This window comes from Nioella ostreopsis (genome assembly GCF_004000255.1).
GTDB classification, from domain to species: domain Bacteria; phylum Pseudomonadota; class Alphaproteobacteria; order Rhodobacterales; family Rhodobacteraceae; genus Nioella; species Nioella ostreopsis.
The window spans coordinates 20,877-43,824 of sequence record NZ_RCIQ01000028.1; the positions used below are offsets into that span (position 1 = coordinate 20,877).

Genomic DNA, 22,948 nt, shown 5'->3' on the forward strand with positions numbered 1-22,948 from the left:
GGAGATGCGGGCTCTTCTGTTGGGGGTAGAGTGGCGGAAAGGCGATCCTGTCCCGGATTTTCGGGAGCTATCTCGTCAGCGGGTTGAAGATGTCGTGGCCGGATTAAAACAATGTTCCGGTCCGGGCTACGACGCCCCCATCATGTGGATGCTGAACTCCATCTGGCAAGTGTATGGCGACGATGCCCATAGACTATTCTTTCCGTCATTGTCTGGGAGCTATGCAGGTGAAGTATTGGAGAAGATGCGTAGGCATTACGCCCGGGTGCAGGAAGGTCAGCGAGCACACTGGGCACGGCAGGGTTTGAAGAAAGCAGACTGGAAAAAGTAAGATGCAGTTCCGGATCGCCGATACCTTTCAGGCCAGCCTGATCAAGCTGACCAACCAGGAGCAGAAGGCCGTGAAGATCACGGTTTTCGATCTCCAGGCCGATCCGTCCTCGCCCGGGTTGAAGTTCCACAAGCTCGACCGGGCCAAAGACCCGAACTTCTGGTCGGTCCGGGTCAACCGCGATATCCGTCTGATCGTGCATCGGACGCCCAACAGTATCCTGATCACCTATGTCGATCATCACGATGACGCCTACGCCTGGGCTGAGCGTCGCCGGATTGAAACCCACCCCCGCACCGGTGCAGCGCAGTTGGTGGAGGTCAGGGAAACGGTCGAGGAGGTCGTTTCCGTTTCGACCCCCGTGGTCTACGACGAACAAACAGAGCCGCTGCTCTTCGAAGACCAGCCTGTTGATGAAGAGTTACTGGGATTCGGTATCCCGGAAGAATGGCTCCCAGACGTTCGGAACGCCACGGAGAGCGACCTGTTCGATCTACTGGAGCACTTACCCCAGGAAGCGGCAGAGGCCCTCCTGGAGCTTGCCACGGGTGGCACCCCAGTGGCTCCGGATGCGGTGGTGGTCGATGATCCGTTCCTTCACCCCGATGCTCAACGCCGGTTCCGGGTCATGGAGAACGTGGAGGAACTGGAAAAGGCGCTGGAATACCCGTGGGAGAAATGGACTATCTTCCTTCATCCTTCCCAGAGGCGTTACGCCGAACGTTCCTTCAATGGCCCCGCAAGGGTGGGCGGAACGGCTGGCACGGGGAAAACGGTCGTTGCACTGCACCGGGCGAACTGGCTGGCGAGATCGAACCCTGACCACCGGGTCCTACTGACGACATTTTCACCATTCCTAGCTGACAATCTTTCCCAGAAACTAGATCGGCTGGTTTCTGATCCCTATGTCCGGGAACGAATTGTCGTCGATGTATTGTCAGGTGTGGCCACGGAAATGCTCCGGGAGATCGAGGGGGCGGCGGCGGTGGCCGCTGACCCTGATGTTGTGGCGATCCTCGGCGACGCCCAGCTAGAGGTCGGCGGGGAGTTCGACTTCCGATTCCTGAAGAATGAATGGGATTTTGTTGTTGATGCCTGGGGTCTGACCAATTGGGAAGCATACCGTGATGTTCCCCGACTGGGGCGGAAAACCAGGTTGGGAGTGAACCAGCGAGAGAAGCTGTGGAGCATATTCGAACGTACACGGGCTAAGCTAAAGGAAAGGGGCCTGGCAACCGAGGCGATGGTGTATGCTTCACTGACCGACGCCTGTGACCTCAGTCAGCGGTTCCAGCACATCGTTGTTGACGAAGCCCAGGACATGGGGGTTGCCGAACTTCGTTTCGTCCAGTCAATGGCCGGTGAGAATGCCGATGGCCTCTTTTTTGCTGGAGACCTGGGGCAACGAATTTTCCAGTCGCCGTTCTCTTGGAAATCCCTTGGCGTGGACATTCGTGGCCGATCCTTCGCGCTGAAGATTAACTACCGGACCACCGAGCCCATTAGACGCCACGCAGATCGATTGCTACCCACCGCCGTCAAAGACATCGATGGCAACGAAGAGGATCGGCGGGGTGTAGTATCTTTGTTCGATGGGGTGCCACCGCTGATCGAACGTTTTGATACTGCCGCAGAAGAAGTTGCAGCCGTCGCAGCGTGGGTAAAGTCGATAATCCAGGCTGGAATTGATCCACAGGAGGTCGGGCTGATCGTCAGGTCGGAAGCTGAACTCCCAAGGGCGCAAGCGGCAGCGAAAGCGACAGGTCTTCCCTGGCGGGAACCATCAGACGCAGAACCCGGATGTCTAGTGATCTCTACCATGCACCGTACCAAGGGGCTGGAGTTCCGAGCAGTGACAGTGATGGCATGTGACGACGAGATTGTCCCGGATCAAGATCGGATCGAGACCGTAGCGGACGAGGCCGATCTGACGGAGGTCTACGATACCGAACGACACCTTTTGTATGTGGCGATGACCCGTGCCCGCGACTACCTAATGATGAGCGGCGTAGAGCCGGTCTCGGAATTCTTGGATGATCTGACCATCTCCGGAAGACGCAGATGACCCATTTTCAGTGTGATCCTGTATTTGCTCTCCAACCCCCTCCCTGGTAACCCTCGCCACACACAATCAAAAATCATGTAACGAAATCAGTAGCAATTGCTACCCTGCCGGGGTCACCACTTTATTCGATGAAATGCACCAGCCCTTCGCGCACCAGCCTGCGCAGCAGCACGGCCTTGCCAGCTTCGTCCAGATCGTCGGGCATGTCTGCCATCGTGAATCGCGGGGTGGAGATGGCGAACTCCAGCGATGTGCGGGCATGGGCGGGCAGGGTGATGACCGTGCCCTGGCAGGACAGGGCGATGCTGTCGGGCTGGTCGCCCTTTGCGGGCACATCTGTCAGGCGGTAGATCAGCGTCGGGCGGGCGCCCATCACGCTGTTGGGGCCAAGCCGGTCAAGCCGCGCCATCTGGGTCAGTTGGCCATGGGCGCGGGGGAGGCGGGTGGCGATGAAGTCTTCGCGGAACTCGTTCAGGACCGGGTCCAGCGTTGCGCTGGACAGTTTGCCCAGAAGTCGGGCGAACTTGGCCTCTGCCCCGGTGCTGTCGAAGCCGTCATTGGCATAACCCGGTGGCAGCCCTTCTCGGAAATCGGCGTCGTTCAGCGCAAGCATGCGCACCGCCTCGACCATCACATCGGCCCAGGACCGCATCATCAGCCCCGTCGTGATATGCAGGCTGGTCTGGTCGGTCGACACGGCATCATGAGTCAGCCCACGGGGGACATAGATCATGTCGCCCGGTTCCAGAACGAAACTGTCAGTCAGCTCGCCAATCGGGACGTCATGGGGGTTGAAGGCCTGTTCTTCCAGCGGCAGGTGAACGGGCGTGTCGTAGATGCGCCATTCCTTTGTTCCCTCGACTTGCAGGACCAGAACGTCATGCCCGTCATAGTGGGCCTTGAAGCCCTGGCTGTTCGCCGGTGTCATGTAGATGTTTGTCTGCACACGGGCGGAAAAGACCTTCTCCAGCTCCCGGCAGAACATGGCCAGCTTGGGCAGCCGTTCCTGAAGGTTCGACATGATCACCGTTGCGCCTTCGGCAAAGAGCTGATTGACGGCAACCGGATCAACGAAGCCGCTGCCATAGGCGAAATCGGCTGCGGTAATCTCCCGATCCGCCTGCACAACATTCACCTCTGGCACAGAGAGGCCCAGGGTGGACACGGCCCAGTCAATATCAGAACTGCTCAGCAGGCTGGAATAGTAATCCGCCTGCCCCCGCCGGATGACGAGATGCTTCTTTTCAAAGGAGTGATCGAAAAAATCCTGTGCAGTGACCGGCGCGATGGCCTGATCGAAACTCATGGACATCTGTCCGCTCTCCTGTTTGCCGGGGCGTCCCCCGGCCTTGCGACTTGTCCGGTGTCTTTCAACCGGCGTGAAATGGCCGATGAATTGAGTAGCCATTGACTGGCGGGCTCTCTGCCCATATAGTTCGTGTGAGTATTACACATGATTTGGCAGCAAGGAAGGCCACCATGTCGAAAAATGAAAAGACCGGCCAAAAGACGCTGACCGATAGCGATATCTCAACCGCGCGCCCGGCCCGGCGGGCCGTGCTTGGCCTCATGGCTGCCGGTGGCGTCGTGGCGCTGACCCCGACGACCGCACAGGCCAGCGATGTGGACAATGGGGCCTGGACGGACAGCGGGTCCTGCCCTCGTGGCGGTGGTGGCGCTTATACCGGCTACACCGATAGCGACAATGGCCGCATCACCGACCGTGGCGGATATGGGCGCGGTGCGCCTTACTGCTGATTTCGGCGCGAAGTCTGATATAGTGCTCAGCGGGTCCGAACCGGGCCTGTTCGTTGCTTTAGGATTGGAAGGCCAGATGACCGACAAAACCGACAAGACCCTTGTGGATAGCGATATTCAGGTGGGCCGCAGCGGACGCCGCCGGTTCCTTGGACTGGCCGCAGCCGGTGGCACGGTGGCGCTGCTGCCCGGTCAGGCGCAGGCCGCAGATGGCGATACTGGATCGTGGAGCGATGGTAACGCCTGCCCGCGTGGGTCCGGCGGCACCCGCACCGGCTATACCGACAGCGACAATGGCAGCATCTCGGACAGGTCCGGCTACGGTCGCGGGCGGCCCAACAACTGCTGAGGCCGTCCCTGTCAGATCATCTTGATCACGTCCTTGTCGATCGCCAGCATATAGCCCCGGCGGGCAATGTTTTTGACCAGCAATTCGCTGACCATCTGATTGCCGAGCGTATCGCGCAGGCGTTTGATTCGTGTGGCCCCCGCTGCTTCCTCGCAGTCGGATGCCGGTTTGCCCGACACCATTGATTCGATTTCTGCACCAGACAGCACGTCGTCATCCATCCGCGCCTCGGCCAGAACTGACAGGGTTTCCATGGCGGCGGCGGTCAGTTTGAATTCCATGTTGTTGAGGTAGACGACACCCTCTTCGCGGCTGACCACGAGAGACGACACCTGAATGCCCGAACGTTCGATCTCATGCATGCGGCGGTTCAGGGTGATGATGGTGACAAGAAAGACCAGACAGGCGATCAGCAGTGCCGTGGCAAAGACGATCAGCACGAAGATGATGGCGCGATAGCTGGCCAGAACCTTGGAAAAGGTGGTGCCGGATTGCGCCAGAATCTCAAGAATTCTTATGGATTCCGTTGTGGTCAGCGCGTCGTTGACGACGAAGATTTCCTCGACCGCGTCATTGAACGCGCCTGCATCGGGCAGGTAGGAAAACAACAAAATCGCCGCCACCGCGAGGATGGCGACGACTGCCACGATCCCGAGTTGAACGACCCGGGTACCGGTTATCCGCGACTCAGAAGCGGAGGTAGTATTGTCCTGCACGTTCTCTCCTCGAATCGAGCCCGGCCTCGTCAAAGACCGACATAACTTCCAGGAGCTGCCAGCCGCCCGTCAGGCGACCTGCGATGTTGGACGCGGCGGCGCCGACAGAGCAGGCAGAATCCGGCAACTCGATCACACCGTAATGCAGGCGGAGCGGGTTATCCATCTTTGCCTTGTAGTCGGCGAAGCAAGTTGCGTTGGCCGTAGAGGCGAGGCCCATCAGGGCGAGGGAAAGAATAAGCTGTTTCATGGGGTTGAGTTAGTGTCAGATGGGCCTGTCATGCAATATCAGCAGCCCGATTTCCGGCTGTTATCCGATAGCGACGCCCTGATATTGCCTGTCTGACCGGGACCGGGGGATCATGAACGCACCAACCGCGCCTGCCCGCGGTGTTTCATGACGTGCCCCCAACACGTACCTATCCCGGAGACCAACCCATGTTTAAGTTCCTTCCCAAATCCCTTGCCGCCGTCGGGCTGGCCCTAACCGTTGCCATTGCCGGCACGGCTGCCAGCACCACCGAAGCCCGCGCCGACCGCGATGACCTGCGCACCTTCCTGGGTGCCGCTGCCGGCATCGTGATTCTCGGCAACATCCTGAATGACCGTCACAACCATACCCATTATTATGCACCCGCGCCGGTCACGCGCTACGTTACCCCACCCGCCACGCATTATGTGGTTCCGCAGGTGATCGTGCCGAACCTCGTGGCCCCCAGATCCTGCCACCGCCGCTTCGAGGGCCCGAATGTCGATATCCGCGCCTTCGGTGCTCATTGTTTGCAGCAGCACGTGCCCCACTATGCAGCTCTGCCCGGCAGCTGCCGCGAACGCATCTTCACCTATCAGGGCTGGCGCGACGTCTATGATGCGCAATGCCTTTACCGCCATGGCTGGGTTCGGTCGTAACGGCTGACCAGCTTTCGTCGAGCAGTGCGACGGAAGGCGGCGGGGCTTTGGCCCCGTCGCCTTTTTGTTGTCTCTGCGGGACAGGCATGGTTTCTGACCACATGACCGAGGGACCGGATTTCAGTTTCGAGACACAGATTGGCGGTCGCGTCGCCGGAGTGGATGAGGTGGGCCGTGGCCCGCTGGCCGGGCCTGTCACAGCCGCCGCCGTGGTGCTGAACCCTGACGCGATTCCGGACGGGCTGAACGATTCAAAGAAGCTGACCGCCGGCAAGCGTACTGCACTTCTGGAAACGCTGCTGACCAGTGCCGAGGTGTCGCTTGGATGGGCCAGCGTCGAGGAGATCGACGCGCTCAACATCCGCAACGCCACCTTCCTCGCCATGACCCGCGCTTTGGCCGGGCTTGCCCCCGTTGATCACGCCCTTGTGGATGGCAACGCCCTGCCGCCCGATCTGCCCTGTCCCGCGACGACGATCATCAAGGGCGACGGTCGGAGTCTGTCGATTGCGGCGGCCTCAATTGCGGCAAAAGTCGGGCGGGACGCGCACATGATGGCGCTTTCAAGGCAATTTCCGGGCTATGGTTGGGAGAAGAATGCAGGCTATCCCACAGCGGACCACAAACAGGCGCTGCTAGATCTGGGGGTGACCCCCCACCATAGACGCAGCTTCAAGCCCGTCCACAATATCTTGTATCAAGATAAATATATAACCCCCTGATTCAAAAAAGAAATTGACGGCGAATCACCTTTGACTCATGCTTGGCCATGCAAATCAGCGCCCAAAAGAGGCGCGAGGCAGAGGCAGAGTGATGACAAAATCCAAGAAGACGGAGGCCCCCGTGCTTCCGCTCAATACCATTATGTCCGGGGACTGCATCGAGGTGATGAACAGTCTGCCGGAGGCGTCCGTTGACCTGATCTTCGCGGACCCGCCCTACAATCTGCAACTCAAAGGCAACCTGCACCGGCCCGACAATTCCATGGTCGATGCCGTCGATGACCACTGGGACCAGTTCGACAGCTTCGCCGTTTATGATCGCTTCACCAAGGATTGGCTGGCGGCAGCGCAGCGCCTGCTGAAGCCCAATGGCGCAATCTGGGTGATCGGCAGCTATCACAACATCTTCCGCGTCGGGGCCGAGCTTCAGAACCAGGGCTACTGGATTCTGAATGACGTGGTCTGGCGCAAGTCGAACCCGATGCCGAACTTTCGCGGCAAGCGGCTGACCAATGCCCATGAGACGATGATCTGGGCCTCGAAATCCGAAGGCGCGAAATACACCTTCAACTACGAGGCGCTGAAATCGCTGAACGAAGGCGTGCAGATGCGGTCGGACTGGGTTCTGCCGATCTGCAACGGGCATGAGCGTCTGAAAGATGAAAAGGGCGACAAGGCCCATCCGACGCAGAAACCCGAAAGCCTGCTGCACCGCATTCTGGTCGCCACGACCAATCCCGGTGACGTCGTGCTCGACCCGTTTTTCGGCACCGGCACCACAGGCGCGGTCGCCAAGAAACTGGGCCGCGACTATATTGGGATCGAGCGAGAAGCGGCCTATCGGGACGTGGCCGAGAAGCGCCTGAAATCCATCCGCCGGTTCGACCGATCTTCGCTGGAGGTCACCACCTCTAAACGGGCAGAGCCGCGCATTCCCTTCGGCCAACTTGTCGAACGTGGGTTGCTGAACCCCGGCGAAGAGCTGGTCAGCCCGCGCGGCAAGATCGCCAAGATCCGCGCCGATGGTACGCTTGTGGTGTCCAACACCAAGGGCTCCATCCATCAGGTGGGCGCCAAGCTGGAAGGCGCGCCGTCTTGCAATGGCTGGACCTATTGGCACTTCCGGCGAGAAGGCAAAACCGTGCCGATCGACATCCTGCGTCAGCAGGTTCGGTCAGAACTCAGCGGCTGAGAATACCAAGAAATTACCGCCCGTGCCTGTGGCCTGAAAGGTCCTGGCACGACACCTATCCCCGCCCGCGTCAACGCGTTGGCGGGGCTTTTTCACGCCAACGTGACTGGACTCAAGGGTATCTACCTACTAGTTGGTAGATATGACCATGAAAGCCAATCTTTTGACTCACGCCGAGGCCTTGGCCCGCAGCCGCGGGATCGACGCGTTCAGCTATGCCGATCTTGCTGCCGCCACCGGCATCCGCAAGGCGAGTGTTCATTATCACTTTGCCACCAAGGCCGACCTGACGCTCGCGTTGATCGAGGACTACGCCGCGCGTATCGCTGACAGGCTGAACCAAATCGAAGCCCAAAGCGCCGCTGCCTCGGGTGCCTTGCGTGATTTCCTGCAGCTCTATCATGACGCGCTTGGCACAGGTGACAGCCTATGCCTCTGCGTGGCTTTCAGTGCCGCGACGGACAGCCTGCCCGAAGCGAGCGTCACGCGGGTCGAAGCCTTTCGCAAAGATGTGACCGCGTGGCTCAACGCCCAGTTCAACCGCGCGCGACAGGACGGATCGGTTCGCGCTCTGTCCGATCCCGCGCAGGAGGCCGCCGCGCTGTTTGCCCTTGTAGAAGGCGCACAGCTCGTCGCCCGCGCCGCCCGTAACCCTGACCGCTTCACCGATGCGGTCGCACACTTCTCTGACCGACTGATAATGGGAGCCATCCAATGAAACTCAACGCCGACTTTTCCAAACGCGTTGTCATCCGGCCCGACGACTACGATTGGGTCGACTCCCCCGCATCGGGCGTACAGCGGATGATGCTGGACCGCATCGGGGAAGAGGTGGCCCGCGCGACCACCATCGTGCGCTTTGCCCCGAACAGCCAGTTCGACCCCCATACCCATGGCGGAGGTGAGGAGTTTCTGGTGCTGGAGGGCGTCTTTTCGGACGAACACGGCGACTACCCGGCGGGCAGCTATGTGCGCAATCCGATCGGCACGTCACATCGCCCCCATATCGGGCCAGAGGGCTGCACGATTCTGGTGAAGCTGTGCCAGTTTTCCGAAACGGACACCGATCAGAAGGCTATCGACACGCGAAATGCAGCGTTTCAGCCAGGCTCGCGCCCCGGCCTGACGGTGCTGCCCCTGCACTCGCATGAGGCGGAGAATGTGGCGCTCGTCAGATGGGCCCCCGGCACGCGTTTTGCCGACCATGCCCATTGGGGCGGGGAAGAGATCTTCGTTATCGAAGGCACCTTTCAGGACGAGCATGGCGACTATCCCGCCGGCACCTGGATCCGCAGCCCGCACCTGTCGCGCCACAATCCGTGGTCGGACGAGGGATGCCTGATCTACGTGAAAACCGGGCACCTGCCGGACATGGCGGCCTAGGTCGATCCACTAGGGAATTTGACAGACTAGGCCTGCCTAGGGTTTTGTTGGATTCGTCGATCTGTGGAGAAAACCAATGGTTAGAGTGCCCTGCAACATGTGTGGTGGACGCGGTGTCGTTCAGCCTGGAACACAGCCGATGACCTGCCCAAAATGCGGCGGATCTGGATTGAACGATGTCTAGACAGCCCCGCGCGGCATGGGTGTCTTGCCTTTGTTGTAAGCCCGCCAGTCTGTGACTTCCGGGTAATACATCTGCCGCCACCGTCGCACGCGCGGGTTCATGTGCCTTCGCCAGAGCGGCGGGAACAGGGCAATGGCGGTCATTGCAGGATAGCCAAGCGGCAGTTGCGGCGCGTCGGCCTCTGAGTATGTCTGCAACAGGGGGAAGCGACGGCTCGGTTTGTAGTGGTGGTCCGAATGGCGTTGCAGGTTGATTAACAGCCAGTTCGACACGCGATGCGAGGCATTCCAGCTGTGGCGTGGCTGAACATGTTCGTATTTGCCATTGCCCAGGTGTTTCCGCGTCAGCCCGTAATGCTCGATGTAATTCGTCAGCTCCAGCAGCGTGACTGCGATGAAGGCCTGAAACAGGAACAGGCCAAGCCCGGCCCAACCACCGATCAGCAGCACGACCACGATCATCGCGCCCTGCAAGGCCCAATAGCGCCAGAACGGGTTGGCCGCGTCATGCCAAGGCCGCCCCTTGCGGGCGAGCATCGCCTTTTCGGCCCGGAAGGCGGATCGCGGGCACTCGCGCAGCACCCGCCAGAAGAACCGGTGAAATCCTTCGTTGTAGCGCGCCGTCACCGGATCACGCGGTGTGCCCACATGGATGTGGTGGACCAGCAGATGTTCGCTGCGGAAATGGCTGTAGAGCACCGAGGCCATCAACAGATCGCCCAACCAGCGTTCCAGGTTGTTTCTCTGGTGCATCAGCTCATGCGCATAGACGATGCCGATACCGCCCGACATGACGCCGACACCGTAGAACAGCAGCAGCTTCTCCCATGTCGCCAGATGGTCCGAATGGGTCGCGTACCAGATCAGCGACAGGACGGTGACGATCTGCACCGGGAACCAGATCAGCGTGACCAGCCGATACCAGAACAGCCCGTCCTCGGGCGTCTCGGGATCGGGGTTATCCTGATTGAGGCCAGAGATCGCATCGAGCAGCGTCGTCAGCCCGATGGCATAGAGCGGCAGCAGCAGCAGCGCCAGCCCCCCGGCCCAGGCCCCGAACACCGCCAGCGGCACCAACAGGACCGACATCCAGAAGGGCAGGGCGTTTTGCAGTTTGGCAACCTGAGAGGCGGGGATCATCGCGGGGGCCTTTGTGACAGAGCGTCGGGTACTGGTGACACGGATTGCTGAAAACAAGTTGAACGCAGTCTTGCGCAAGCGACAGCGTATCTCAATCCTCTGGCCACGCACCTTGCGCGAGGTCAAAGGCCTTGCGCATCACTGTCGGCAGGTTTGCGGGTCGGAAGGCATCGCGAGGCAGAAAGCTGCCCCGGTTCGGGTCCGCCACGCTCACTGTGGCCAGCCGCAGCGACAGGCGCAGGTGGAAATGGGTGAAGGTGTGGCGCACCTCCAGCCCCGGATCGTGCCAATCGGCCTTTAGTGGTGGAGCTTCTGTAGGGGCTTGTTCCGTCCACTCGGTGCCGGGCCAGCCGAGCATACCGCCAAGCAATCCTTTTTCGGGTCGGGTTTCCAGCAGCCACGCGCCATCCGTCCGGCGAGCCAGATAGGCAATCCCGTACCGGATCGGCTTGGCCTTCTTGGGTGTCTTGCGGGGCAGATCGGCGGCGATGCCCTCGGCGCGCGCCCGGCACGGATCGCGCAGGGGGCAGATGCCGCAAGCTGGATTTCGGGGTGTGCAGATCGTCGCGCCAAGGTCCATCACCGCCTGCGCGTGGTCGCCGGGGCGTTTAGCCGGGGTCAGTCGGGAAGCGTGGGCTTTCAAGACCGGTTTCACCTCAGGCAGAGGCGTTGTTTCCGCAAAGAGCCGCGACATCACTCGTTCCACATTGCCGTCCATCACCGGCGCGGGCCGGTCGAAGGCGATGGAGGCGATGGCGGCGGCGGTATAGGGGCCGATGCCGGGCAGGCTCAGCAGCCCCTCTTCGGTATCGGGAAACCGGCCGCCATGCTGATCCGCCACCACACGGGCGCATTTCAGCAGGTTGCGCGCGCGGGCATAGTAGCCAAGCCCGGCCCATTCCCCCATGACCTCGGAATCCTCTTCCGCCGCCAACGCCACCACCGTCGGCCAGCGGGTCGTGAACCGGTGAAAATAGTCCTTCACAGCGGCCACGGTTGTCTGTTGCAGCATGACCTCTGACAGCCAGACCGCATAGGGGTCGGGCATGACACCCGCCGCCCGGTCTGCAGGTCCCACACGCCACGGCAGCACGCGCGCGTGCCGGTCATACCAGTCCAAAAGGACGGCGCTGTAATCTTCGTCACGCAAGTTTTATCTCTCCGCCCGTTGCTGCCCCATTGGTTCCCTCGCCCGGGAAGGATAGATTGACAGGGATGAAAGGAAACCCGATGTCCGCAGCACGGCCCAAAATGCCGCCCAAGCCCCCCCGCCGCAAGCGCGGGTTCGAGGCCGCGTCCAAACTGGTCGCCGGGCATCTGCGCGGGCCGCTGGAAAAGCGCGGGTTTTCCGAGGCCAAGCTGATCACCCATTGGCCCGAGATCGTGGGCGAGGAGATTGCTGCCAGTGCCATGCCGGTCAAGATCCGCCACGCCCATGGCGGCATCGGCACGACGCTGGTTCTGCTGACCACGGGCGGCCACGCGCCGCTGCTGGAAATGCAGAAGGATACGATCCGCCAAAAGGTCAATGCGTGCTACGGCTACAACGCCGTCAGCAAGGTGCAGATCACCCAGACCGCCCCAACCGGCTTTGCCGAGGGGCAGGTGCAGTTCACCGCCCGGCCCAAGCCGAAACCCGCGCCAAGCTCCGAGGTTCTACAGGCTGCACATGCCGCCGCCGCCCCGATTCACGATGAACGTCTCAAAGAGGCGCTTGAACGCCTTGCCCGGAACGTTCTAACCAAGAACAGTCATTGAGGAGAGCATTCATGTCCCGCACCCTTATTCTATCCGCCCTGTCCGCTGTGATGGTGGCACTCGGGGGTTACATTTACCTGACCGCCTCGCAGTCGGTGAACCAGTCCTCCAGTCAACCGCTGATGGCCGCCAGCGCGCAAGAAGCGGGCAGCACCGATACTGCCCCCGCCGATGCAGGCGAGGAAGCTGCCGTTGAGGTGATCGAGATGGTGATGGGCGATGAGGATGCGCCGATCACCGTGATCGAATACGCCTCCTTCACCTGCCCGCACTGCGCCCGCTTTCACGAAGAGGTCTACCATGATCTCGTGACGAACTATGTCGACACGGGCCATATCCGCTTCATCCTGCGTGAAGTGTATTTCGACCGCTATGGCCTGTGGGCCGGGATGGTCGCCCGCTGTGGTGGCCCGCTGCGCTATTTCGGCATCTCCGAGATGATCATGGAAGAGCAGCGCGAATGGGTTCAGGGCGAACCGGCTGAGGTTGCTGCCAATCTGCGCCGCCTTGGTCTGCGCGCGGGCCTGTCCAACGAGGCACTGGATGCCTGCCTGACCAATAACGACATGGCGCAGGCCATGGTGACCCTGTCGCAGGAACAGGCGGAAGCCGATGAGGTTCAGGGCACCCCAAGCTTTGTGATCAACGGCGAGATGTATTCCAACATGAGCTACGCGGCCTTTTCCGAAGTGCTTGACGGGCTGCTGGCCGAAATCGAGGGATGAGCACGCCGCTTGAAGGGCTCAAGGTACTAGAGCTTGCACGGATTCTGGCCGGCCCCTGGGCCGGTCAGACTTTGTCGGATCTTGGCGCCGAAGTGACCAAGGTCGAAAGCCCCGCGGGCGATGATACCCGCCAATGGGGCCCCCCCTTCATTGAGCGCGAGGGCGACAGGACAGCGGCCTATTTTCATTCCTGCAACCGGGGGAAACAGACGGTCACCGCCGATTTCCGTACGCCCGAGGGGCAGGAGCTGGTCCGCAAACTGGCCGCTGAATCAGACATCCTGATCGAGAATTTCAAGCTCGGCGGGTTGGAGAAATACGGGCTGGATTATGAAAGCCTGTCGCAAATCAATCCCCGGCTGATCTACTGTTCCATCACCGGCTTCGGGCAGACAGGCCCCTATGCGCACCGTGCGGGCTATGACTACATTATTCAGGGCATGTCCGGGCTGATGTCGATCACCGGCGACCCGGATGGACAGCCGCAACGCGTCGGCGTGGCAGTGACCGATCTGTTCACCGGGCTCTATTCCGTCAACGGCATCCTCGCCGCGCTGTATCAGCGGGAACGGACCGGGAAGGGTCAGCATATCGACATGGCGCTGCTGGATTGCGCCGTGTCGATCACGGCCAATCAGGCGATGAACTATCTGGCGACGGGCACGCCGCCGGGGCGGACGGGCAATTATCACCCGAACCTCACGCCCTATCAGGTCTTCGACTGCGCGGATGGGTTCATCATCATCGCAACTGGTAATGATGCCCAGTATCGGCGGCTTTGTGGCATTCTGGGGCTGGAAGAGATGGCGGAGGCGCCAGAGTTCCTGACCAATGCCGACCGCATCGCCAACCGCGAAGCGATGATCGCCCGCCTGATGGACAAGACCCGCCAGCGCAGCAAGGCCGACCTGCTGGCCGCCTGCGAGGCCGAAGGCGTGCCCGCCGGGCCGATCAACGACATGGCCGAAGTCTTTGCCGATCCTCAGGTTCAGGCGCGCGGGATGCGGATTGATCCTGAAGGCGTGCCGGGTGTGCGGTCGCCGTTCCGGTTCTCGGATGCCGAATTGAAGCTGGACCGGGCCTCGCCCAAGCTCAGGCCTTAGGACAATAGCCGATCCAACGCGGCGTCCAGTGGGTCCGGGTTGTCCAGCCGCAACCGGACCGGCACCGTCAGCACCTTGCGGCGGAACCGGTCGGGCAGGCGGACGGCATCTTTTTCGGTGGTGACCAGTTGCGCGCCCAGGTTGAACGCATCCTGTTCCAGTCGTGACAGCAAGGCATCGGTCAAGGGCTGGTGATCTGACAGAGGTTCAGCGCGCCGAACATCCGCCCCCATGGATCGAAGCGTGGCGAAGAACTTGCCCGGATGGCCGATCCCGGCGAAGGCCAGCACCGGCAACCCGTCGAACGGCATGCCCGTGGGCAATGGCTCCAGCCTGCCGGTGACATGCGGCAAGCGGATGTCATTGGCCCAGTCCTCCCTAAACCTTTCCTGTGCTTTTGCTGGCCCGATGGACAGCACCAGATCGGCGCGCGCAAGCCCGGTTGCAACCGGCTCTCGCAGGGGGCCGGCGGGGATGGTCTTGCCATTGCCGAAGCCGCGCGCGGCATCGACGACGATGATCGACAGATCCTTGTGCAGCGCAGGGTTCTGAAACCCGTCATCCATCAGGATCACCTCGGCCCCGGCCTGAACGGCGGCATCCGCCCCGGCCGCGCGATCCTTTGCGACCCAGACCGGCAGGAAGGCGGCCAGCAGCAGGGGCTCATCGCCTACGTCCTCTGCCCAGTCTTTCGCTTCATCGACCCGGTGCGGTCCCTCGACCGTTCCGCCATAGCCACGACTGACCACATGGGCGGCGATACCGCGCTGTGTCAGTCGCTCGGCCAGGGCGATTACAGTTGGTGTCTTGCCGGTTCCGCCCGCATTCAGGTTGCCGACGCAGATCACCGGAACCCCGGCGCGATGCGGGTGGCCCTTGCGCAACCGTCGGGCCGTGGCACCTGAATAGATCGCGCCAAGCGGTGACAGAAGCAGGCTCAGCAGCCCCGGTTTTTCATGCCAGAACCGCGGCGCCTGCATCAGTCCGCCGTCAGCCGCGGGGTGCGGTCCAGATGGTCGAAGAGCATGTCGAGCGCCTTGTCGGTCACCTCCGCCCCGGCAGAGCAGACCTCCCAGGCCGCATGGGCCATGTCAGCGGCGCGATCGGGGTTCAGCAGGTCATTCACAGCAGCGGCCAACGTGTCGGGCGAGGAGACCAGCCGCGAGGCCTTCGCTTCAGCTAATCGCTGAAAGATATCGACGAAATTGCTGACATAGGGCCCGTGCAGAATGACCGAGCCGAGTGCAGCAGGTTCAAACGGGTTGTGCCCGCCAATGGGCTCCAGCGACCCGCCGACAAAGCTGATCGGGGCAAGGCGATACCAAAGGCCAAGCTCACCGAGCGTATCGGCCAGATAGACGGCAATATCTGGGTCGGGTTGTTCCCCCGCGCTGCGGCGGGCGAAACTGAAACCCTGCGCTTCGATCAGCGCGGCGATGTCGTCGCCCCGATGTGGGTGACGCGGAACCAGCACCAGAAGCAGCCGGGGATTGACCTTGAGGGCCTGCTTGTGGGCGTCAAGGATCTTCTGTTCCTCGCCCTCATGGGTCGAGGCCGCCAGCCATGTGGGACGCCCGTTCAGGTGTCGGGCCAGTTTGGCCCGCAGCGTTTCATCGCAAGGAAGGGCGGCAGCGCCTTCCTTCAGCGTTCCGGTGACATGCAGCCGCTCACCCGGCAGGCCCAGGTGCCGAAGGTAAGACGCGGTCAGATCGTCCTGAACATGCGCTTCATCGAACTGTTCCAGCAGGCGGCGCACCATGCCGCGCAGGAACCGCCAGCGGTCGTGGCTTGTCTTGGACATGCGCGCATTGATGATCACCATGGGAATCGACCGGGCCTTTGTTTCCACGATCAGCGCGGGCCACAGTTCGCTTTCCGTCCAGACGGCCAGATTCGGGCGCCAGTGATCGAGGAACCGGCGGACATAAGGCAGAGCATCGACCGGGATGAACTGGTGAAAGGCAGCAGAGGGCAGGCGCGCGGCCATCACCTGCGCCGAGGTGACGGTGCCGGTGGTCACAAGAAAATGCAGGTCGGGCCGTTCTTCGGACATGCGGCGGATCAGTTCCAGCAGCGACAGGGACTCGCCCACGCTGGCGGCATGGAACCAGATCAGATCGCCCTCGGGCCGCTCCATTCCCGCAATGCCCCGGCGCTCGCCGATGCGGTCGGGGTCTTCCTTGCCAGCGTCCAGCCGCGCGGACAGCTTCTTCTCGGCATAGCGCGTGGCGCGGGCCGAAAAGGCCATGTAGGCCCAAAGCGCAAGGGAAAACCGCATTGGTGGGGTGTCTTTCAGCCGTCGAGTTCTTCGGTCGGGGACGCTTCGCGCTCTTCGTCGCGCAGGCGGTGAATATGGGCGATGTAGTAGCGCATATGGGCATTGTCCACGGTGCGCTGTGCGGCATCCTTCCAGGCGTCATAGGCGCTGGCGTAATCTGGGTACATGCCGACGATGTCGATGGCATCGACATCCTTGAAGGCGCTTTTGGTCGGGTCGATCAGCTCGCCGCCGAAGACGAGGTGCAGGCGTTGTGTCATGGGAGCCTCGGGGGTTGGTGCCACAGCTTGGCGGCACCCTAGGCATTTGCGGGCAGGGGTCAAGCGGGCCAGCCGTCGCGTGGCAATCACCCGCGAAACCCACCCACGGGCAGAACGGAAAACGCGCCCCCGATATTCCGGAGGCGCGCAGATCATGTCAGCGGATGCAGGCCCCGTCAGTGGAACTTGCGGATCTCGCCGGACTTCAGCCGGGACAGGTAGCTGTCCAGCTCCGCCTTGACGATCGGCATCAGGAAGTAGAGCGCGACGATGTTCACGACGGCCATTGCGAAGATCATGGCATCCGAGAAGTCGATCACCGGGCCCAGGCTTGCCGCCGCGCCGATGATGACGAAGAGGCAGAAGATCACCTTGAACACCAGCTCCGAGGCCTTGCCTTCGCCAAACAGGAAGGTCCAGGCCTTGAGGCCGTAGTAGGACCAGCTGATCATGGTCGAGAAGGCAAACAGGATCACCGCGATGGCCAGCACGTATTTGAACCAGCCGAAGGCAGAGGAGAAGGCCGCCGATGTCAGCGCCACGCCCGAGTTGCCATCGACGGTCTGGATCGCGCTGCTGCCTTCGTTCAGCAGGTACATCCCGGTTTCAGGGTCGGATACCAGCTGACCGGTGATGATGATCACAAGCGCGGTCATGGTGCAGATCACCACGGTGTCGATGAAGGGTTCCAGAAGCGACACGAAGCCTTCGGTGATCGGCTCTTTCGTCCGAACCGCCGAGTGGGCAATCGCGGCAGACCCGACGCCCGCCTCGTTCGAGAAGGCGGCCCGTTTGAAGCCCTGGATCAGCGCGCCCACCATGCCGCCAGCGACGCCAAGCCCGGTGAAGGCCCCTTCGAAGATCTGGCCGAAGGCCCAACCGATCATGTCCGCGTTCATCAGAATGATGACCAGGGCCGTCGCGACATACATCACGCCCATGATCGGGACGACCTTTTCGGTGACTTTCGCGATGGACTGAAGACCGCCCACGATCACGGCAAAGACGATGCCCGCGAAGATCACGCCGGTGATCCAGCCGGGATAATCGCCAATCACGTTGGTCAGCTGAGCATGCGCCTGGTTGGCCTGGAACATGTTGCCGCCGCCAAGGGCGCCGAGGATACAGAAGATCGAGAACAGGATTGCCAGGGCCTTTCCGCCGGGCAAGCCGCGTTCCGTGAAGCCCTTGGTCATGTAGTACATGGGGCCACCGGAAACGGTGCCGTCCTCATATTCGTTCCGGTATTTCACGCCGAGCGTACATTCGGTGAATTTCGATGCCATGCCCATGAGGCCCGCGAGGATCATCCAGAAGGTGGCCCCCGGACCGCCGATGCCGATGGCCACGGCCACGCCCGCGATGTTTCCCAGACCAACGGTGCCGGAAAGAGCAGTTGCAAGCGCCTGGAAATGGCTGACCTCACCGGCGTCGTTCGGGTCGGAATAGTCACCTTTCACAAGAGCGATGGAATGCGGGAAGGCACGGAACTGGATCAGGCCGAAATAGACGGTGAAGATCGCCGCCGCGATCACCAGCCAGGCCACGATCCACGGGAAGGAGGTGCCGGGGAAGGGGCTGAAGATGAAATTGACGAACCAGCCGGTGGAGTTCGCGAAAACCTCGTTCACGCGCTCGTCGATGGATTGGGCCGAGACGGGTGCGGATGCGACCAGCCAGGCCGTCGCGGCGGTTGCCGCGGCCTTGAAATGCATTGTCATGATGTTGTCCTGACTGAGAATTACGGAACGATTGTCACAGCGACCGGCGCGGCTTGCGCCAGGCTGCCCGCAACCGACCCGAACAGGCGCGAGGACAGGCTGGAATGCCCGGTCCGGCCAATGACGATCTGATCGGCGCCTTCTTCCTTGGCGATGCTGACCAGCGTTTCGGCGATATGGCCATAGCGCAGCGCGGTCGAAACCGTGACTCCACTGGCCTTCACGCTTTCCACAACCGGGGCGAGGATCGCCTTTTCGGCACGCTCCAGCTCTTCCCCGCGCCGCTTGTGACGCTCTTCCAGTTCTGTCGGGGTCAGAAAGGAATAGGGGGACCATTCCAGGACATGGGCGATGAGAAGCTCACCCCCGGTTTTGCGGGCCGCTTCGACAGCGAAGGAAAGGGCCGCGCGGGCACTTTCGCTGCCGTCGAACCCGACGACGATCTTATGGGACATTCATGCCTCCCTTGGGTTGTTTTTGCCTCCTCCGAGACAATTCAAGGATACCATCGGCGGGGCAAGAAAGATTCTCATATTTCTTGCATAAGAAGATAATTTGCGAAAAATGAACGAAATTGGGCGTAAAATAGGGAAATTTTCCGATGGATCATTTGGACATGAAAATTCTTTCCGTCTTGCAGAAGGATGGACAGATATCAATGGCTCGGCTGTCCGAACAGGTCGGCCTGTCCCTGTCCGCCTGCCACCGGCGCGTCAAGCTGCTGGAGAGCAGCGGCAAGATCGCGAATTACACGGCGCGGCTCAGTCGCAAAGCCGTGGGACTTGAAATCCAGATCTTCATCGAGGTCAAGCTGGCGAGCCAGCGCAAGGAACACATCACGGCTTTCGAAACGGCGATCCGGCACATGCCGGAGGTTCTGGAATGCCATATGATCTCGGGCGAGTTCGACTATCTGATCCGTCTCGCGGCGCGGAATACCGAAGCCTATGAGAGGCTCTACCGGGACCGGCTGTCCGAGATCCCGTCGGTGACACAGATGAAAACGCTGCTCAGCCTGTCGACTGTGAAGGAATTTCAGGGCTATCACCTGGAGTGACGATCACGACACCGGAAATGGCGCGCCGAATTCTCCACAGAGGGGAGTTTCCACGAACGCCGTCAGCGCAACCCGCCCGGTGACCGTCGCCAGCGCAAGGGACAGCTTGGCATAGGCGGCTTCCAGCGTCATGTCGCGCCCGTCGATCACGCCGTGATCGAGCAGCACCGCCCCGGCGGCGTAGTGGCCAAGCGATGTGCCGCCTGCTAGCGTTTCACTGACCGCGACGACCGGGATGCCACGGTCTGCGGCGCGGGTCAGCCCTTCTGCCAGCAACGGATCGTCGGGCACCGTTCCGCTGCCATAGCAGCGCAGAACCACGCCGTTGCTGTGATCCATGGCAAAGCCCACCACGCGCATGTCGCAACCGGGTGCGACCGGCACCACGGCAATCCGCGCCTCTCCGAAGCGATGCTGCGTCAGCGTCCCGCCCTCGCGGCGCGGGGGCCTGTCCGACAGCATGGCGGAAAAGGCGTCGGGGGCCGAACTGTGGATCTTGCGCGCCCGCGGACCGCGCAACAGCTTGCCTGCGAACTGGATCCAGACGCCGGGGTCTGCCGTTTGCGTTGCGGCCAGTGCATCGCGCAGGTTGGCCCATCCATCACTGTCCTGACCGCCAAGCGGGATCATCGACCCAGTCAGGATCACCGGCTTGTGCAACCCCTCCAGCGCCATGGTCAGGGCCGAGGAGGTGAAGGCCAGCGTGTCTGTCCCGTGGGTGATCAGAATCGCATCGCAGCTCTCCGCCCGCGCCACGATCTCGGCGGCCAGCCGGTTCCAGTCTGCGGGCGTCGCGTTGGCACTGTCGATCAGCGGTTCCAGCCTGACGATCTCCACATCCAGGTCATTCCCGCGCACTGCCATCAACCGATCGACGGCGTGCTCGACGACCCCAAGCTCCGGCTTCAGGCCGCGCGCAGTCGGGACCATGCCGATGGTGCCGCCCGTGTGAAGCAGCAGGATACGATTGCGCAGGATCATTTCGGAACAGGCTCTCGCATAGGTTGCGGGGCGCTTGGTGCGCCGATCAAGGGGTCCGGTCAAGGGGCAAGGGCCGCGAAATGAAAGAGATTGCTTTCAAACCGCAGAAAATCCGTGTATGGCCCGCCCATCTGAGACGTGATGCCTTTGACCCCGGGCGCATGAACAGGATTGGGGTCGGCGGCAATGGGGCCGCCATGCAAACGGGAGACCCGGCAGGGGCTGGGAGTGCTCCCATCGAGGATACGATACATGTTCAACGTTACGACGAAATCCATGCAGTGGGGCGAGGAAACGCTTACACTGGAAACGGGCAAGATTGCCCGCCAGGCAGATGGCTGTGTCATCGCCACGCTCGGTGAAACCTCGGTTATGGCCGCGGTGACCTTCGCCAAGCAACCCAAGCCGGGGCAGGACTTTTTCCCGCTGACCGTGCACTATCAGGAAAAATACTATGCCGCCGGTAAGGTTCCGGGTGGCTTCTTCAAGCGCGAGGCGCGTCCGACCGAAAAGGAAACGCTGACCGCGCGCCTGATCGACCGTCCGATCCGTCCGCTCTTCGTGCCGGGCTTCAAGAACGAAGTTCTGGTCATGTGCACCGTGCTGAGCCACGATCTGGTCAACGATCCCGATATTGTTGCGATGATCGCCTCCTCCGCCGCGCTGACCATCTCGGGCGCACCGTTCCGTGGCCCGATTGCGGGCTGCCGCGTGGGCTTTGAGGACGGCGAATACGTTCTGAACCCGACGGTCGACGACATGCACGACCTGCGCAACAACCCCGATCAGCGTCTTGATCTGGTTGTGGCCGGCACCAAGAACGCCGTGATGATGGTGGAATCCGAGGCCTACGAGCTCTCTGAAGCAGAGATGCTGGGCGCCGTGACCTTCGCGCATGAACAGATCCAGCCGGTGATCGACCTGATCATCTCGCTGGCCGAAGCTGCCGCGAAAGAGCCCTTCGATTTCCAGCCTGCCGATTATTCGGAGCTCTACGCCGCCGTGAAGGCCGCTGGTGAGGACAAGATCCGCGCAGCCTATGCCATCACCGACAAGCAGGAACGCACCACCGCCGTTTCCGACGCCAAGGCCGCCATCATCGAGGCCCTGACCGAGGAACAGCGCGAGGACGAAAACCTCGGCACCGCGCTGAAGAAGCTGGAAGCCGCCGTTCTGCGGGGCGATGTGGTCAAGACCGGCAAGCGGATCGACGGCCGTGCGCTGGATACCGTGCGCCCGATCGTGTCCGAGACCGGCCTTCTGCCCCGGACCCATGGCTCGGCCCTGTTCACCCGTGGCGAAACCCAAGGCCTGGTCGTGACCACCCTTGGCACCGGCGATGACGAACAGTTCATCGACGCGCTGCATGGGAACTTCAAATCGAACTTCCTGCTGCACTACAACTTCCCGCCCTACTCGGTCGGTGAAGCCGGTCGCGTGGGCCCTCCGGGCCGTCGTGAAATCGGTCACGGCAAACTGGCATGGCGCGCCCTTCAGGCCGTTCTGCCCGCCGCAACCGATTTCCCCTACACTGTGCGCGTTGTGTCCGAGATCACCGAGTCAAACGGCTCCTCCTCCATGGCGTCCGTCTGTGGCGGTTCGCTGTCGATGATGGATGCGGGCGTTCCGCTGAAAGCCCCGGTCGCAGGTGTGGCCATGGGCCTGATCCTCGAAGAGGACGGCGACTATGCAGTTCTGACCGACATCCTTGGCGACGAGGATCACCTCGGCGATATGGACTTCAAGGTGGCTGGCACCGAGAACGGCATCACCTCGCTGCAGATGGACATCAAGGTTGCGGGCATCACGCCCGAGATCATGTCCAAGGCGCTGGAACAGGCCAAGGCCGGGCGTCTGCACATCCTCGGCGAAATGGCCAAGGCCCTGACCGAAGCGTCCGAGTTCTCGATCCACGCCCCGCGTATCGAGACCATGCAGATCCCGACCGACAAGATCCGTGAAGTGATCGGCTCGGGCGGCAAGGTGATCCGCGAAATCGTGGAAGTCTCTGGCGCCAAGGTCGACATAAACGACGACGGCATCATCAAGATCGCCAGCCCGAACGGCGAAGCCATCCAGAAGGCCTATGACATGATCCACGCGATCGTGGCAGAGCCGGAAGAAGGCCACATCTATAAGGGCAAGGTCGTGAAGATCGTCGATTTCGGCGCCTTCGTGAACTTCTTCGGCAAGCGTGACGGCCTGGTGCACGTGTCCCAGATCGAGAACCGCCGCCTGAACCACCCCTCCGACGTTCTGAAAGAAGGTCAGGAAGTGTGGGTCAAGCTGCTTGGCTTCGATGATCGCGGCAAGGTCC

General features: G+C 61.6%; 25 protein-coding genes. 14 read left to right on the plus strand and 11 right to left on the minus strand.

The window, feature by feature from the left end:
* Positions 1-4 precede the first annotated feature (4 nt).
* Positions 5-331, plus strand: a complete 327-nt coding sequence (locus tag EP237_RS20195) for a hypothetical protein (RefSeq protein ID WP_127562632.1) — start codon at positions 5-7, stop codon at positions 329-331.
* 1 nt (position 332) lies between these two features.
* Positions 333-2,396: a 3'-5' exonuclease gene (locus EP237_RS20200; protein WP_127562633.1), complete on the plus strand. Its 2,064-nt coding sequence runs from the start codon at positions 333-335 to the stop codon at positions 2,394-2,396.
* A gap of 121 nt (positions 2,397-2,517) precedes the next feature.
* Here EP237_RS20200 and EP237_RS20205 read toward each other — a convergent pair whose 3' ends face one another.
* Positions 2,518-3,708 (minus strand): cupin domain-containing protein, encoded by a 1,191-nt coding sequence (locus EP237_RS20205; protein ID WP_164744782.1) that lies wholly within the window; start codon positions 3,706-3,708, stop codon positions 2,518-2,520.
* A 167-nt stretch (positions 3,709-3,875) separates the two neighbouring features.
* Between EP237_RS20205 and EP237_RS20210 the strand changes: the two genes are divergently transcribed.
* Together EP237_RS20210 and EP237_RS23230 are read left to right on the plus strand one after the other, a co-directional pair.
* A complete protein-coding gene (locus EP237_RS20210) occupies positions 3,876-4,154 on the plus strand; it encodes a hypothetical protein (protein ID WP_127562635.1) in 279 nt (92 codons plus the stop codon).
* 76 nt (positions 4,155-4,230) lie between these two features.
* A complete protein-coding gene (locus tag EP237_RS23230) occupies positions 4,231-4,503 on the plus strand; it encodes a hypothetical protein (protein WP_164744783.1) in 273 nt (90 codons plus the stop codon).
* Positions 4,504-4,514: 11 nt separating this feature from the next.
* Here the strand turns inward: EP237_RS23230 and EP237_RS20215 are convergent, their stop codons facing one another.
* Together EP237_RS20215 and EP237_RS20220 are read right to left on the minus strand one after the other, a co-directional pair.
* Entirely contained in the window at positions 4,515-5,219 is a 705-nt protein-coding gene (locus EP237_RS20215) for a winged helix-turn-helix domain-containing protein (protein ID WP_071691478.1), read from the minus strand.
* Positions 5,191-5,469, minus strand: a complete 279-nt coding sequence (locus tag EP237_RS20220) for a hypothetical protein (RefSeq protein WP_127562636.1) — start codon at positions 5,467-5,469, stop codon at positions 5,191-5,193. The genes EP237_RS20215 and EP237_RS20220 overlap by 29 nt, the downstream gene beginning before the upstream one ends.
* A 188-nt stretch (positions 5,470-5,657) precedes the next feature.
* Here EP237_RS20220 and EP237_RS20225 point away from each other — a divergent pair, with 188 nt between their 5' ends.
* The 5 genes from EP237_RS20225 (at position 5,658) to EP237_RS20245 (ending at position 9,425) form a co-directional block, all read left to right on the plus strand.
* Positions 5,658-6,128, plus strand: coding sequence for a hypothetical protein (locus EP237_RS20225; RefSeq protein ID WP_127562637.1), 471 nt, complete (start codon positions 5,658-5,660; stop codon positions 6,126-6,128).
* Positions 6,129-6,229: 101 nt separating this feature from the next.
* A complete protein-coding gene (locus tag EP237_RS20230) occupies positions 6,230-6,850 on the plus strand; it encodes a ribonuclease HII (RefSeq protein ID WP_127562638.1) in 621 nt (206 codons plus the stop codon).
* A 91-nt stretch (positions 6,851-6,941) separates the two neighbouring features.
* Positions 6,942-8,042 (plus strand): site-specific DNA-methyltransferase, encoded by a 1,101-nt coding sequence (locus EP237_RS20235; protein ID WP_127562639.1) that lies wholly within the window; start codon positions 6,942-6,944, stop codon positions 8,040-8,042.
* Positions 8,043-8,190: 148 nt separating this feature from the next.
* Positions 8,191-8,760, plus strand: a complete 570-nt coding sequence (locus EP237_RS20240; protein WP_164744784.1) for a TetR/AcrR family transcriptional regulator — start codon at positions 8,191-8,193, stop codon at positions 8,758-8,760.
* A complete protein-coding gene (locus tag EP237_RS20245) occupies positions 8,757-9,425 on the plus strand; it encodes a cupin domain-containing protein (RefSeq protein ID WP_127562641.1) in 669 nt (222 codons plus the stop codon). The genes EP237_RS20240 and EP237_RS20245 overlap by 4 nt, the downstream gene beginning before the upstream one ends.
* A 180-nt stretch (positions 9,426-9,605) precedes the next feature.
* Here EP237_RS20245 and EP237_RS20250 read toward each other — a convergent pair whose 3' ends face one another.
* Together EP237_RS20250 and mutY are read right to left on the minus strand one after the other, a co-directional pair.
* Positions 9,606-10,748 (minus strand): alkane 1-monooxygenase, encoded by a 1,143-nt coding sequence (locus tag EP237_RS20250; protein ID WP_127562642.1) that lies wholly within the window; start codon positions 10,746-10,748, stop codon positions 9,606-9,608.
* Positions 10,749-10,839: 91 nt separating this feature from the next.
* On the minus strand, positions 10,840-11,898 hold the full coding sequence (gene mutY, locus EP237_RS20255; protein WP_127562643.1) for an A/G-specific adenine glycosylase: 1,059 nt from the start codon (positions 11,896-11,898) through the stop codon (positions 10,840-10,842).
* Positions 11,899-11,999: 101 nt separating this feature from the next.
* On the opposite strand from mutY, the gene EP237_RS20260 reads away from it, so the two are divergent.
* The 3 genes from EP237_RS20260 to EP237_RS20270 are packed head-to-tail and all read left to right on the plus strand — an operon-like array spanning position 12,000 to position 14,334.
* Positions 12,000-12,506 carry a DUF721 domain-containing protein gene (locus EP237_RS20260; RefSeq protein WP_127562644.1) on the plus strand — a complete coding sequence of 169 codons (507 nt, stop codon included), beginning with the start codon at positions 12,000-12,002 and terminating at the stop codon, positions 12,504-12,506.
* 11 nt (positions 12,507-12,517) lie between these two features.
* Positions 12,518-13,231: a DsbA family protein gene (locus EP237_RS20265; protein WP_127562645.1), complete on the plus strand. Its 714-nt coding sequence runs from the start codon at positions 12,518-12,520 to the stop codon at positions 13,229-13,231.
* Entirely contained in the window at positions 13,228-14,334 is a 1,107-nt protein-coding gene (locus EP237_RS20270; RefSeq protein WP_127562646.1) for a CaiB/BaiF CoA transferase family protein, read from the plus strand. The genes EP237_RS20265 and EP237_RS20270 overlap by 4 nt, the downstream gene beginning before the upstream one ends.
* On the opposite strand, the gene lpxK is transcribed toward EP237_RS20270, so the two are convergent.
* From lpxK to EP237_RS20295, 5 genes are all read right to left on the minus strand, one after another.
* The gene (lpxK, locus tag EP237_RS20275; RefSeq protein WP_127562647.1) at positions 14,331-15,314 is read right to left on the minus strand and encodes a tetraacyldisaccharide 4'-kinase; all 984 of its coding nucleotides are present in this window, start codon (positions 15,312-15,314) and stop codon (positions 14,331-14,333) included. The two genes, EP237_RS20270 and lpxK, sit on opposite strands and share 4 nt — an antisense overlap.
* Positions 15,314-16,612: a 3-deoxy-D-manno-octulosonic acid transferase gene (locus EP237_RS20280; RefSeq protein ID WP_127562648.1), complete on the minus strand. Its 1,299-nt coding sequence runs from the start codon at positions 16,610-16,612 to the stop codon at positions 15,314-15,316. The genes lpxK and EP237_RS20280 overlap by 1 nt, the downstream gene beginning before the upstream one ends.
* A gap of 14 nt (positions 16,613-16,626) precedes the next feature.
* Positions 16,627-16,872, minus strand: coding sequence for a DUF4170 domain-containing protein (locus EP237_RS20285; protein WP_127562649.1), 246 nt, complete (start codon positions 16,870-16,872; stop codon positions 16,627-16,629).
* A 176-nt stretch (positions 16,873-17,048) separates the two neighbouring features.
* Entirely contained in the window at positions 17,049-18,593 is a 1,545-nt protein-coding gene (locus tag EP237_RS20290) for an alanine/glycine:cation symporter family protein (protein WP_127562650.1), read from the minus strand.
* A gap of 20 nt (positions 18,594-18,613) precedes the next feature.
* The gene (locus EP237_RS20295) at positions 18,614-19,048 is read right to left on the minus strand and encodes a universal stress protein (protein WP_127562651.1); all 435 of its coding nucleotides are present in this window, start codon (positions 19,046-19,048) and stop codon (positions 18,614-18,616) included.
* Positions 19,049-19,194: 146 nt separating this feature from the next.
* Here EP237_RS20295 and EP237_RS20300 point away from each other — a divergent pair, with 146 nt between their 5' ends.
* A complete protein-coding gene (locus tag EP237_RS20300; RefSeq protein ID WP_127562652.1) occupies positions 19,195-19,650 on the plus strand; it encodes an Lrp/AsnC family transcriptional regulator in 456 nt (151 codons plus the stop codon).
* A gap of 3 nt (positions 19,651-19,653) precedes the next feature.
* Here EP237_RS20300 and EP237_RS20305 read toward each other — a convergent pair whose 3' ends face one another.
* Positions 19,654-20,694 (minus strand): asparaginase, encoded by a 1,041-nt coding sequence (locus EP237_RS20305; RefSeq protein WP_127562653.1) that lies wholly within the window; start codon positions 20,692-20,694, stop codon positions 19,654-19,656.
* A gap of 189 nt (positions 20,695-20,883) precedes the next feature.
* Here EP237_RS20305 and pnp point away from each other — a divergent pair.
* Positions 20,884-22,948 (plus strand): polyribonucleotide nucleotidyltransferase (gene pnp, locus EP237_RS20310; protein WP_127562654.1); only part of this gene is annotated, 2,065 nt, incomplete at its 3' end.